The 12,498-nt window shown below is 57.7% G+C and carries 15 protein-coding genes; 8 read left to right on the top strand and 7 right to left on the bottom strand.

Annotation, left to right across the window (positions count from 1 at the left end; genetic code table 11):
• Positions 1-35 precede the first annotated feature (35 nt).
• Positions 36-479, top strand: coding sequence for an RNA polymerase-binding protein DksA (dksA, locus tag ERD84_RS05375; RefSeq protein WP_130038568.1), 444 nt, complete (start codon positions 36-38; stop codon positions 477-479).
• Positions 480-590: 111 nt separating this feature from the next.
• Positions 591-1,775: an MFS transporter gene (locus ERD84_RS05370; protein ID WP_130038567.1), complete on the top strand. Its 1,185-nt coding sequence runs from the start codon at positions 591-593 to the stop codon at positions 1,773-1,775.
• On the opposite strand, the gene ERD84_RS05365 is transcribed toward ERD84_RS05370, so the two are convergent.
• On the bottom strand, positions 1,765-2,397 hold the full coding sequence (locus ERD84_RS05365) for a cysteine hydrolase family protein (RefSeq protein WP_130038566.1): 633 nt from the start codon (positions 2,395-2,397) through the stop codon (positions 1,765-1,767). The two genes, ERD84_RS05370 and ERD84_RS05365, sit on opposite strands and share 11 nt — an antisense overlap.
• Positions 2,398-2,533: 136 nt before the next feature.
• Between ERD84_RS05365 and ERD84_RS05360 the strand changes: the two genes are divergently transcribed.
• Together ERD84_RS05360 and ERD84_RS05355 are read left to right on the top strand one after the other, a co-directional pair.
• Positions 2,534-3,526 (top strand): helix-turn-helix domain-containing protein, encoded by a 993-nt coding sequence (locus ERD84_RS05360; RefSeq protein ID WP_130038565.1) that lies wholly within the window; start codon positions 2,534-2,536, stop codon positions 3,524-3,526.
• Positions 3,519-3,938 carry a PaaI family thioesterase gene (locus tag ERD84_RS05355; protein WP_130038564.1) on the top strand — a complete coding sequence of 140 codons (420 nt, stop codon included), beginning with the start codon at positions 3,519-3,521 and terminating at the stop codon, positions 3,936-3,938. Before ERD84_RS05360 ends, ERD84_RS05355 begins: the two co-directional genes overlap by 8 nt.
• Position 3,939: 1 nt before the next feature.
• On the opposite strand, the gene ERD84_RS05350 is transcribed toward ERD84_RS05355, so the two are convergent.
• The 3 genes from ERD84_RS05350 to ERD84_RS05340 form a co-directional block, all read right to left on the bottom strand.
• Positions 3,940-4,932 carry a Bug family tripartite tricarboxylate transporter substrate binding protein gene (locus ERD84_RS05350; protein ID WP_130038563.1) on the bottom strand — a complete coding sequence of 331 codons (993 nt, stop codon included), beginning with the start codon at positions 4,930-4,932 and terminating at the stop codon, positions 3,940-3,942.
• A gap of 97 nt (positions 4,933-5,029) precedes the next feature.
• Positions 5,030-5,737, bottom strand: coding sequence for a VOC family protein (locus ERD84_RS05345; protein ID WP_130038562.1), 708 nt, complete (start codon positions 5,735-5,737; stop codon positions 5,030-5,032).
• Positions 5,738-5,782: 45 nt separating this feature from the next.
• The gene (locus ERD84_RS05340) at positions 5,783-6,004 is read right to left on the bottom strand and encodes a hypothetical protein (RefSeq protein ID WP_130038561.1); all 222 of its coding nucleotides are present in this window, start codon (positions 6,002-6,004) and stop codon (positions 5,783-5,785) included.
• Between the two features lie 191 nt (positions 6,005-6,195).
• On the opposite strand from ERD84_RS05340, the gene hslV reads away from it, so the two are divergent.
• Entirely contained in the window at positions 6,196-6,729 is a 534-nt protein-coding gene (hslV, locus tag ERD84_RS05335) for an ATP-dependent protease subunit HslV (RefSeq protein ID WP_130038560.1), read from the top strand.
• A 21-nt stretch (positions 6,730-6,750) separates the two neighbouring features.
• Positions 6,751-8,082, top strand: a complete 1,332-nt coding sequence (gene hslU, locus ERD84_RS05330) for an ATP-dependent protease ATPase subunit HslU (protein WP_130038559.1) — start codon at positions 6,751-6,753, stop codon at positions 8,080-8,082.
• A 49-nt stretch (positions 8,083-8,131) separates the two neighbouring features.
• Here hslU and ERD84_RS05325 read toward each other — a convergent pair whose 3' ends face one another.
• Positions 8,132-8,434 carry a copper-binding protein gene (locus ERD84_RS05325; protein ID WP_130038558.1) on the bottom strand — a complete coding sequence of 101 codons (303 nt, stop codon included), beginning with the start codon at positions 8,432-8,434 and terminating at the stop codon, positions 8,132-8,134.
• Positions 8,435-8,562: 128 nt separating this feature from the next.
• Here ERD84_RS05325 and ERD84_RS05320 point away from each other — a divergent pair, with 128 nt between their 5' ends.
• Positions 8,563-9,000 (top strand): GNAT family N-acetyltransferase, encoded by a 438-nt coding sequence (locus ERD84_RS05320; protein ID WP_245150632.1) that lies wholly within the window; start codon positions 8,563-8,565, stop codon positions 8,998-9,000.
• Positions 9,001-9,466: 466 nt separating this feature from the next.
• Here the strand turns inward: ERD84_RS05320 and ERD84_RS05315 are convergent, their stop codons facing one another.
• Both ERD84_RS05315 and ERD84_RS05310 read right to left on the bottom strand, forming a co-directional pair.
• The gene (locus tag ERD84_RS05315) at positions 9,467-9,991 is read right to left on the bottom strand and encodes a carboxymuconolactone decarboxylase family protein (RefSeq protein ID WP_130038556.1); all 525 of its coding nucleotides are present in this window, start codon (positions 9,989-9,991) and stop codon (positions 9,467-9,469) included.
• 86 nt (positions 9,992-10,077) lie between these two features.
• Positions 10,078-11,403: an aspartate aminotransferase family protein gene (locus tag ERD84_RS05310; protein ID WP_130038555.1), complete on the bottom strand. Its 1,326-nt coding sequence runs from the start codon at positions 11,401-11,403 to the stop codon at positions 10,078-10,080.
• A 192-nt stretch (positions 11,404-11,595) separates the two neighbouring features.
• Between ERD84_RS05310 and ERD84_RS05305 the strand changes: the two genes are divergently transcribed.
• Positions 11,596-12,489, top strand: coding sequence for a MurR/RpiR family transcriptional regulator (locus ERD84_RS05305; RefSeq protein WP_130038554.1), 894 nt, complete (start codon positions 11,596-11,598; stop codon positions 12,487-12,489).
• Positions 12,490-12,498 lie beyond the last annotated feature (9 nt).

Raw genomic sequence — 12,498 nt, 5'->3', positions numbered from 1 at the left:
CCAGGCACCAACATTACAAGATTAGAGGAAACATCATGACAAGCAAATCAGCCGCTACAAAGAATCAGGGTCGTTTGCTGACGGAAAAAGAGTTGTTGGCAATGCCCGAATCCGAATACATGAACGCGGATCAACTGGCATTCTTCCGGAATCGCCTGAAAGAACTTGAGCAGGAAATCCTGAACAATGCCGACGCCACCACCGAAAACCTGCGCGAAACCCAGTTCGTACCCGATCCGGCCGATCGTGCCACCATCGAGGAAGAGCACGCACTTGAACTGCGTACACGCGACCGCGAGCGCAAGCTGCTCAAGAAAGTACAGCAGTCCATCACGCTGATCGACTCGGGCGAGTACGGCTGGTGCGAAGAAACCGGCGAACCCATCGGCGTTCCACGCCTGCTGGCTCGTCCCACAGCCACCTTGTCACTCGAAGCGCAAGAACGCCGCGAAATGCGTCAAAAACTGTACGGAGACTAAACTCTTTTTGCTTTTCCTTGCCGCAAACCTTACAGATCGCGGCAAGGTGGCCCTTCGTACAGTAAAAAGGCTGCAGCACAGATGACGTTGCAAAACCCCTAGAGAGTCCACATGGCCACCGAGCCAACCACCGGCATCGTCACCCGACTGGGCATTGCCCAGACCCTGGCCTGGGCCTCCAGCTACTACCTTCCGGCTATGTTGGCCGCCCCCATGGCGCAAGACCTGGGCGTTTCCACACCTACTGTGTTTGCCGCATTCAGCGCGGCGCTCATTATCTCCGCCCTGCTGGGCCCCTACGCCGGCCATCTGATCGACCGTTATGGCGGACGGCCCGTACTGGCAATCATCAGCGTCATCTTCGCCCTGGGCCTGACGGGCCTGGGCTGTGCACAAGGTCCGTGGGGGCTCTTTGGAGCCTGGCTGATTATTGGCATAGGTATGGGCAGCGGCCTGTATGAGGCCGCATTTTCTACACTGGTCGCACTTTACGGAAGCCGTTCGCGCGGCGCCATTACCGGCATTACGCTAATTGCCGGTTTTGCCAGCACAGTAGGCTGGCCGCTATCGACGTTTCTGGAAGCACACATAGGCTGGCGGGCTACCTGCTTTACCTGGGCCGCGCTGCACCTGACACTGGGCCTGGCGCTGAATCTGAGCTTACCCCGGCTGCAAACACTACAAAACACTGAAGTCAGCACGGCAGCATCCAAGGACAACACTCACGCGGCCAGCAGCCCCCAGTCCCAACGCTGGCCATCGTTCGTGCTGGCCTTTGTCTTTGCCGCCACCTGGTTCATCAGCACGGCCATGGCCGCCCACCTGCCTCAGTTACTGCAGGCTGGCGGCGCCACCTTGGCCACCGCGGTCATGGTCGGCGCACTCATCGGCCCAGCTCAAGTGGCTGCCCGGTTGCTCGAGTTCGGCCTGCTGCGCAAAATCCACCCACTGCTCTCCGCCCGTATCGCGGCTTTGCTGCACCCCATAGGCGCATTGGCTTTCGGCGTGATAGGCGCACCGGCAGCCGCCGCGTTCGGCATATTGCACGGCGCCGGCAATGGCATCCTGACCATAGCAAAGGGAACATTACCCCTGGTGATCTTTGGCGCCCAGGGCTACGGACACCGCCAGGGCATGCTCATGGTACCGGCCCGCATTGCACAAGCGCTCGCGCCGTGGCTGTTCGGCCTATGCCTTGACGCCTACGGCGTACAAGCCTTGTGGCTGTCGGCCACCCTGGGGCTGGCCGCCACACTGATGCTGATGACGATTTCAGCGTCTAGCATCAGGCAATAAGCGCCTCTTTGGCTCGCTGGTTGGACATATAAATGCTGTCAGCCTCGATAACGCGTCCCGCACTGACTGCAGCGATCCAGTTTTCCGTTGTTGTAACAGCGGCAAAACCAGTATGGAATACCGTGCTGAACACACGGTGAATTTCCTCGGCGCTCGCGGCGCCAGCCGCGTTCCTGTACGACGGAGCACCTGAAGCGTCTGCCAAATACTCCACCTTCAGCCCATTATGCGCTGCGTGAAAAATGGTCGAAGCGACGCAGTTATGGGTCATATATCCGCACACCGACAGGGTATCGATACGGTGCTGTGCCAACCATTGCGCCAGGTCAGTCCCGGCAAACACGCTTGCCATGGATTTGTGGATGTGGTGATCGGCCTCGCGCTTTGCCACAGTAGGGTGCAACAACCAGGCGGCAGAACCTTTGGCGAACAAAGGCGAATCTTCGGGCGCATCGTGCTGCACAACGATAACGGGCATCTGCTCGGCCTGGGCCGCATCCATGGCAAGTGCAATATTGCGCAAAGAATCCTGCACCGGCGGATGCTCTATCAAAAGGCTTCCCGTGACATATTCATTTTGAACATCGATTACCAGCAAGGCACGGTTTAAGGTTTCAGACATCGAATTCTCCTGAGTGAAAGGGGTAATGGGGGTTGAACACCTGGCCATACCACGCAGCCCCCCATATGTCCTATTGTGGCCTTGCCTGACGCAGAAACATATTGGCCTGTAGGCATATCTACGATAATATCGGGCCATGCACAACACCAAGCCCGCCGAACGCTACGAGGTCGCCGTCATCGCATTCGACGGCATGAGCCCATTTCACTTGTCGGTACCCAGCCTGGTTTTTGGTTCTTGCCGCCCAGGCCCACGCACGCCTCGCTTTCAGGTACGGGTCTGCGCTGCCGCCAGCACCTCACTGAGCACCTCCGGAGGCTTCGACATCGCTGTAAAGCATGGTCTTGATGTAGCAGAAACCGCCAGCATCGTGGTTGTGCCGACTTGGCATAACGACTGCCGGCAAGCGCCACTCGCCTTGCTGGAAACCTTGCAGCGCGCCCATGCGCGCGGCGCCTTGGTCATGGGCTTATGCCTGGGTGCGTTTCCACTAGCCCAAGCCGGTCTGCTGGACGGCAAGTCGGCAACCACCCACTGGGCCTATGCTGAAAAACTGGCAAAACAATACGGCAAAATCAACGTCAATCCAGACGTGCTTTATGTGGACGAAGGTGATGTACTGACATCCGCCGGTGTAGCGGCCGGCCTGGACTGCTGCCTGCATTTGCTGCGCCGCTTAGGGGGCGCAGAACTCGCCAACCAGGTAGCCAGGCAGCTTATTATTGCTCCCCAGCGTCAAGGCGGGCAGGCGCAGTTCATTGAACAGCCGCTCCCGGTCAGCAACAGCGAAAACCGCTTCGCCGAAGTGCTGCAATGGGTGGCCAGCCGCCCCCAGCAACCGCACACCATCGACACCCTGGCCCAGCGTGCGGCGATGAGCCGCCGCAGCTTTACACGCCGCTTTCGCGAAGCGACTGGTGTATCGTTCAAGCAATGGCTGTTGAACCAACGGCTGGCGCACGCGCAACGCATGCTTGAAACCACCAATGTATCGATCGAGATGGTCGCTCAACAAGCAGGTTTTGGGTCAGCGCTTTCGTTAAGGCAACACTTCAGGACCGTTTTCCAGACTTCGCCCATGGCGTACCGTAAACTCTTTCAAACGATAGGCCCTTATTCCCATGCATGACGCTCATGAACGCGTAACAGCCAGCTTTGACGCCCAAGGCTTGATGGTCACACTAGGTGCCCGGCTTGCGTCTGTAGTCGATGGAGAAGTGCATATAGAACTGCCTTTTTCCAAACATCTTTCCCAGCAGTTCGGCTATATACACGCAGGCGCCATCACCAGCGTGGTCGACAGCGCCTGCGGTTACGCGGCCTTGACCAGGGCGCCGCAGGGCCGTGAGGTGGTGACGGCCGAGTTCAAGATCAATTTTCTGCGGCCAGCGCTGGGCGACCGCTTTCTTGCCATCGGAAAAGTGCAGAACGCCGGCAAGCAACTGGCTGTTTGCACCGGCGAGGTCTTGGCTTATTCAGGCCAAAACAGCAAAGTGGTTGCCTTGATGCAGGCCACCATTGCCTACGTACCCGCGGGGTAAGTTACTTCGCCAGCGACAGGCCAGTGTCCTTCACAAACGTGCTCCAGCGCTGGTATTGCTCGACTGCATAGCGATCTACCGTCGGGCCGTCTGTGGCCATGACCTCGAAGCCCAGGTTGGCCAGCTTGGCCTTGACTTCCTTGTCATTCAAGGCTTTCTGGAAGGCATCGGTGAGCGGGTTGGCTATATCGTCGGGCGTTCCGGCAGGTGCAAAAATACCTATCCATGAATAGGCTTCGAAGTCAGGGTAGCCCGACTCCTTCACGGTGGGAACGTCTGGCAAATCAGCAATGCGCTTAGCGCCTGTCACGGCCAAAGGCTTGATATTGCCCGCCTCGATTTGCGGCTTGAATGCTGCATAGCTCAGGAAAGCCATATGGGTAATATTGCCCACCAATGACTGCATGGCCTGCCCGCCTCCGGCAAAGGGCACATGCAGCATTTCAATGCCAGCCATACGCTTGAGCTCTTCCGGGGCCAAATGGTTCAGCGAACCCAGGCCGGTTGATGCATAGCTGTATTTTTTGGGGTCGGCCTTGGCTGCGGCCACGAACTCTTTCAGCGAGTTGGCCTCGACATGCTTGGACACCCCCACCACCAGCGGGAAACGCAGGGCAAAGGTAATGCCGCGAAAATCCTTGAAGGTATCGTAGGGCAGCGGCCGCACAATGGGATTCAGCGAATGACTGTCAAAACTGACCAGCAAGGTATTGCCATCGGGTTTGGAACGCTGTACGTATTGGCTGGCGATCTGCGTGGCCGCACCGGGCTTGTTCTCGATGACTACGTCGCGGCTCAGCAGCTCGGCCAGCTTGGGCTGAATAATGCGCGAGGCAATATCAGTGCTGCCTCCGGGAGGAAACGGTACAACCAGGCGTATAGGCGGCTGTTCGGCTGCCTGTGCAAAAGAAAGTGCCGACAAGGCCAGCAAGCTACCCGCCACCGCCTTGAAAAATGTTGCAGCCGCTAGGTTTGATTTGGCATGGCTAAGCATAAAAATTCCAGTGTTATAGATGCGTCAACTAAGCCGTAAATGATAACGCGGCTTAAGCCTTTTGCTTATAACAAATGGTTGAATGCTTATAATTGACTTATAAGGGTGGCGCAAAGGGGCGTAGCGTGCCATCGCGATAGCCCAACACCGCTTGCCAGATGACAGGCGCTGAAAGACTGGGGTCCGGCAGCACTCGCAGCCGCAAATTGGGCAGATCCAGCACATGACTGCCATCAGCGGCCGCTTGTACCCGCCCTTCGGTCAGCACAGCCAATGTGCTGGCAACGCTGCGGGCATCGGGCGCCTTGACCGTGATGTCATGCAGCGACTGTGCCCCGTTTTCATGATGCATCACGCTTTCGTCCCAAATGTATTCGGGGGTCAGGTGCTGGCAATAGTAAATGCGTAAGCCAGGTATAGGCTGCCGCGCAAACCGGACGGTATCGAACCGGGCCATGCCCGTGCCCGTCGGGGTCGGCACCAGCCGCTCCAGCCTTTGCACCGGATTCACCTCGAAACCCGCCCGGAGCAGCTGCTCGTAGGTGTCGCCTGCATTGCGTGGCCTGAAAACCAACGCGTCCAGCCCCAAGGCCTGTTCGGCGATTTCCTTGCGCGCCGGAGGTTGGCCTGCAGGCCAACCCAGAAGCTCGATATACGAGGATTCAAGCGTAATGAGCTGATTGATGGAACCCAGGTTATGTACCGACACCTCGGTAAGATGGAAACCATCTTTCTGCAGACGTGGCGCGCGATCGTTCAGCTGATCGCGCATCATCAGGACCAGATGATCGAAATCGATGGACATGCGGTCTGATTCCTTGCTGGTTTGCGCTGCGCAGCGCGGTAAGGCTCAGGCGCGCGATGAATAATTGTCGCGCTGCAAACCCTGGACCACCAGAAAGACGGCCGTACCCACCGCCAGCGGCACCCAGGAAGCCGTGATCAGAGCGACAATGCCCAGTACGATGCCTATGACAGAGCCGATGAGCAGCGCTTTGGTACGCTGGCTAAGCACGGCGCCAATGGCGGTACCAATAAGAATTGTTGCTAAAAGCTGAATGATGTAGTGCATGGATGCCTCTGTTTTATTTTGATATTCAGGGCGCTGGGGCGGCACGAGCCTCGCCCCGCGTCGTCGTCCATACAGGACCGCCCGAGTGTAGCATCGTTCCTGAAACAAAACCTTTCTCGTAATCGGGCCCAGCCAGGCAGCCCTTGAAATTCCCACCGCTGTCCCCAGCTATATAGCTCAAAGGAAGATACATGGAACAATTTCACGCCACCACCATTATTTGCGTTCGCCGCGGCGAACACGTTGCCCTGGGCGGCGACGGCCAGGTCACCCTGGGCAACATCGTCATCAAAGGCACAGCGCGCAAAATACGCCGCCTGTACAACGACAAGATACTTGCCGGCTTTGCCGGCGCCACGGCCGACGCCTTCACTCTGCAAGAACGCTTTGAAGCCAAGCTGGAAAAGCACCAGGGCAATCTGATGCGTGCCGCAGTCGAACTGACCAAAGACTGGCGTACCGACCGTGTGTTGCGACGCCTTGAAGCCATGCTGATCGTGGCCGACAAAGAGCACACACTGGTGCTGACCGGCAACGGCGACGTGCTCGAACCTGAAAACGGCCTGGCCGCGATTGGTTCGGGCGGGGCTTATGCCCAGTCTGCCGCGCTGGCCCTTTTGCAAAACACCGAGATGGCTCCCGCCGACATCGTGAAGAAATCACTAGAGATCGCGGGTGATTTGTGCATTTACACAAATCAAAACCATATCGTCGAAACACTCTAAGCTTTTAATGCGCCCCTAATTATGTCTGCTACCAATATGACTCCCGGAGAAATCGTCTCCGAACTCGACAAGAATATTGTCGGCCAGAACCGGGCCAAGCGCTCGGTGGCTGTCGCCCTGCGCAACCGCTGGCGCCGCCAGCAAGTGGCCGAGCCACTGCGCCACGAAATCGTGCCCAAGAATATTCTCATGATCGGCCCCACCGGTGTCGGCAAGACCGAAATCGCCCGCCGCCTGGCCAAGCTGGCCAACGCCCCCTTCATCAAGATAGAAGCCACCAAATTCACTGAGGTCGGCTACGTAGGCCGCGACGTCGACACCATCATCCGCGACCTGGTCGAAATTTCAGTCAAACAGTCGCGCGATGTCCAGATGCGACGCGTACGCACCCAGGCCGAAGACGCCGCCGAGGACCGCATTCTCGACGTCCTGGTTTCGCCTGCGCGCGACGCCAACGGCGAACCCGTGCGCGAAGAAAACAATGCGCGTCAAACCTTCCGCAAACGCCTGCGCGAAGGCAAGCTGGACGACATGGAAATTGAAATCGACGTGGCCCAGATGGCACCGCAGATGGAAATCATGGCGCCTCCCGGCATGGAAGAAATGACCGAACAGCTCAAAGGTATGTTCGCCGGCCTGGGCCGCGACAAGAAAAAGCCCAAGAAAATGACCGTCAAGCAAGCCTTCAAGCTCCTGACGGAAGAAGAAGCCGGGCGCCGCATCAACGAAGAAGAACTGCGCACCAGCGCCGTGACCAATGCCGAACAAAACGGCATAGTCTTCCTCGACGAAATCGACAAAATCGCCACCCGCCAGGAACACTCTGGTGGCGACGTATCGCGCCAGGGTGTACAGCGCGACCTGCTGCCACTGGTCGAAGGCACCTCCGTCAATACCAAATATGGCGTGGTCAAAACCGACCACATCCTGTTCATTGCCTCGGGCGCATTCCAGATGTCGCGGCCCTCGGACCTGATCCCCGAGCTGCAGGGCCGCTTCCCCATCCGTGTCGAGCTGGACTCGCTGACCGCACAAGACTTTGTACGCATACTGTGCGACACCGACTCCTCGCTGACCAAGCAATACCATGCCCTGATGGCCACCGAAGACGTCACGCTGGACTTTACTGACGAAGGCATACAACGCCTGGCCGAACTGGCCTTCGATGTCAACGAGCGCACCGAGAACATCGGCGCACGCCGTCTGTACACTGTCATGGAAAAACTGCTCGAAGACCTGTCTTTCGACGCGACGGCCAGCAGTGGCACCACAGTGACCGTCGACGCGGCCTATGTCAACGACAAACTCGAAGAAACCGCCAGCAGCCAGGACCTGGCCCGCTACGTGCTTTAAGCGGTATCTGTATTGAAAGGCGGCCCAGATGGGCCGCCCTCATGCAAAACTACTTTGATATCTTGGTAATGACGTATTGGGTGTTTTCACGTTTGGCCGTGAACTTGACCTTGTCGCCCGGCTTGATATCGGCCAACAGCGCGACATCTATGCGATACACCAGCGTCATCGCCGGCAATTCAAGGTCGGCAATAGCGCCATGCTTGATGGTAATTTTGCCATCAGCCGCATTAATGCTGCGCACTTCTCCAGATGCAGTGGCTTCTTGTGCCACAGCATTGACCGAATAAAAAGACGTCAAGGCCAGTGCGGCTGCCAGTGCCTGCACCGCTCGCTGATTCCCTGAAGGCATAAGCTAAACTCCTGTTAAAACACGACTTCAGCATAACGCCAAATCAAGGAATCCGCTTGTCCAGCGCAACAGAACGTTACCTGCTTAGGCCAGCACGCCCCGAAGACCTTCCCCACATACTAGGCCTTATGCGGGAAATGGCCGAATTCGAGAAGCTCACCGATATTTTCAAGGCCACCGAAGAAACACTGCGCAACAGCTTTTTCAGCGAGCGCCCGGCCGCCCACTGCCTGATAGCCACCCTTCGCGACAAGCCCGAGCTGCCCGTCGCCTACATCATGTGGTTTCACAATTACTCCAGCTTCCTGGACAAACGCGGCCTCTACCTTGAAGACCTATACATACAGCCTGCCCACCGCGGCGAGGGCCTGGGCAAAATGGCGCTGCAACACTTGGCCAGACAGGCCATCGAACAAGACTGCGGACGTTTCGAATGGGTCGTGCTGGATTGGAACCAGAACGCCATAGACTTCTACAAACACCTGGGCGCCGACATCCTGCCCGAATGGCGCATAGTCCGCCTTACCGGCAACGCACTACAGCGCCTGGCAGCGCTGGAAGTTTAACCACTCCAGGAAATCGCGAAAGATGGTCGTAAGCTCATTTCGGCTCGTTTAGAAATTCAAGCGCTACGTTTTTAGAAGCTTCCGACAGATAATAGTCCAGCGATAATAGTCCAGCGCATCGTGGACATCGCGCATGACAAGGACACGGGGTATGGCGGCCTTGCGCTGAACCGGCAGACTTGACCACACCCTTACAAGGCGGGTGTATCAGGGGCTGTGCAGGCGCCTCGCGCAAGCCGTTTCTGGCGGTTCGATCGAGGATGCAAGTGTGCGGCTGCTCGAGACCGACGGGTGTCGGGCCACTGGCCCGACCGGTCGAGTTCCGCACACGCCTCGATCGGGCCGCCAGAAACGGGAAGCCCCTGGCAAAGCCAGGGGCCGCAGCGCGCCAAGCCGAAACAGCCCCTGATACACCCGCCTTGCTCAAGAACTCAAAAGCTCAGCCGAAAAACCAAGAGCCAGCAAATCAACGCTCATCATGCGAATGAATCTGCAGCGCCTCCAGAAACCGTGACACCATATTGTAAGTAGCCACCGTCGCCGTCAACTCCACCAACTGCCGGGGCTCAAAAAATGGCCGCACCGCATCAAACACCGCATCAGGTACCTGCACCTCCCGCGTCATACTATCCGTATACGCCAGCACCGCCCTCTCTTGCTCACTGAACAAATCAGAGCCCTGCCACTGCGGCAAAGCATCAAGCTGCGCCTGCGTCATCCCTTCTTTCAGCGCAATCGGCGCATGCTGATCAGCCTCGTAAGGCGCACCATTCAAATGCGCAATCCGCATAATCACCATCTCACGCAAAGCACCATTTAGCGAATTATGATGACGAATACCCGTAAGATGATTCAACCAACCACGCGCAACAGGCGGACTTTGCAACAACATTTGATACAGATGCAGCACACTGCCGCGCTCGGCGACAATCTGCTCCACCAACGGGCTGACCTCAGGATGCGTCAGATCGGCATAGGGTAAACGGGCCATGGGCGGGTTTCCTTGAACAAACCATTAAGAAGCAAAAACACTGCGCCAACAGCCAACCACACCAGCAGCGCAACACATATTAATAACTAGGCAGGCAACACCTGACTCACCGTGCGCGCAAAACGCGACACAATCTCGGTGATATCAGACGGCGTACAAATAAACGGCGGCGCCAGCAACACATGATCGCCATGCACACCATCTATCGTGCCGCCCATAGGGTACATCAGCAGGCCATTTTCCATGGCTTGCTTCTTGAGCCTGGCATGCGTCTTGTGCGCCGGATTCAGCGTGACCTTGCTGGCCTTGTCCTGCACAAACTCCACACCCACGAACAAACCACGGCCGCGCACATCGCCCACATTGGGATGATCACCCAGCACACTGCGCAGCTCGGCGCGCAGCTGCTCGCCACGCTGCAGCACATTGCTCAGCAATTGCTCCTGCTCGATGACGCGCTGCACCGCCAGGGCGGCAGCACATGCCGTGGCGTGCCCCATATAGGTATGTCCGTGCTGGAAGAAGCCACTGCCCGCCACCACCGCATCGTAAATACGATCGCTGGCCACCATGGCACCTATAGGCTGATAGCCGGCGCCCAGCCCCTTGGCAATCGTCATGATGTCGGGCACCACGCCATCTTCGGCGCAAGCAAATAAATGCCCGGTGCGCCCCATGCCCGACATGACTTCGTCAAGAATCAACAGCACGCCATGACGATCACACACTTCACGCATGCGCTTCAGATACGTCCTGACCGGCGCGAGGGCACCTGCGGTAGCGCCGACCACTGTTTCAGCCACGAATGCGGCCACGTTCTCGGCACCCAGCGCCTCGATTTGCTGATCGAGCTCCTGGGCCAGACGCTCGGCATATTGCTCTTCGGTTTCGTTGGCAAGCTGATCGCGGTAGGCATAGCACGGCGACACATGATGGGCCGGCACCAACAGTGGCAGAAACGGCTCGCGACGCCAGGCATTGCCACCTATGGCCAACGCACCCAGCGTATTGCCGTGGTAGCTTTGGCGGCGCGCAATAAAATGACGCCGCGTGGGCTGCCCGATTTCAACAAAGTACTGGCGTGCCAGCTTCAAGGCGGCTTCGACCGCTTCGGAACCACCCGACAGGAAGTAAATACGATTCAGATCGCCAGGCGAGCGCTCGGCCAGGAAGTCGGCCAGTTCTTCGGCTGCCTGCGTAGTAAAGAACGACGAATGAGCATAGGCAATGCGGTCAAGCTGATCTTTGATAGCCTGGATGACAACGGGATGCCCATGCCCCAGGCAGGACACGGCTGCGCCGCCCGATGCGTCGATATACGACTTGTTGTCCTGGTCGAACAGCGCTATGCCCTGGCCACGCACGGCAAAGGCAAGCTGCTGTTTGGGATTGCGATGAAATACGTGGGTCATGGCGCTCGGTTCAGTAGGTATGTTCAACAAAACACAAATTCAACACTTGTTTCCCAAATAATAAGCTTTTCAACAAATAAATCAATATAATCAACTTGTTTGCAACCCGCATTATTTGCTCACGTTGCAGTTTGTTGACACCTGCATGCAGGTCGCCTGCCCGCGCAGGCAATAACCACACCAGCCCCGACCATGTCCACATCCACCACACCTTCCGGCCAAAAGACCGCCCCCGACAATCTGGAAGCGCTCACCGCTCGTATCCAGCGCGACTTTGCGGACATGACTCCGCAATTCCAGGTTGGCGCCCGCCACTTGCTGGATTTCCCCCTTGACGTCCCGGTTGCCTCCATGCGAAAAATTGCCGCCCAGGCTGGTGTGCAGCCGGCCACCTTGCTGCGGCTGGCCAAGCTGCTGGGCTATGCCGGTTGGCCGGAACTGAAAGCCGTATTCGTACGGTCCATGCAACAAAATCCCAAGCGCTACGCCGACCGTGCCCGCGAATTGCTGCATGACAAGAATCTGCACCATGCCGTCGGTCGGATAGTGGCGGTGCAAGCCGATAATATTCGTCTGAACGAAACCAGCAACGCCGAAAACCTGCCGTTGACCGTCAAAATGCTGTCCAAAGCGCAGCAAGTCTATGTGGCCGGCTTCCGGGCTTCGCACGCCCCGGCCTTTCTGTTTCAATACCAGTACCGTCTGTTCCGGCCATCGGTCACACTCTTGCGCGGCGACGCCGGCACGCTCGAAATGGAATGGCGGGCCTTTACCAAAAACGATGCGGTGGTGATCATCGGTTTTGCGCCTTATTCCAACGAGGCCCTGCAGGTTGCCCGGGCCGCACGCCGGGCAGGCAGCCGTGTATTGGCCATCTGCGACAGCGCCGTGGCACCCATTGCCCTTGAAGCCGATTGCGTGCTGCTGTTTGCGACCGAAACACCTTCCTTCTTTCCATCCAGCGCCGCCGCATCAGCGCTGGTGGAGCTGCTGATAGAACAATTGCTGGCCAAGGCAGGCAAGCAAGCCATCACCCGCATTGAAGCCGCCGAAGACCAGCTGCACCAAACCGGCGCCTATCTGTAATGTTCTGGA

Origin of the sequence: Pollutimonas harenae (assembly GCF_004153685.1) — a bacterium.
GTDB classification, from domain to species: Bacteria; Pseudomonadota; Gammaproteobacteria; order Burkholderiales; family Burkholderiaceae_B; genus Pusillimonas_C; species Pusillimonas_C harenae.
The sequence above is the reverse complement of the archived record's forward strand: the minus strand, read 5'-3'. Positions and strand labels throughout refer to the sequence as shown.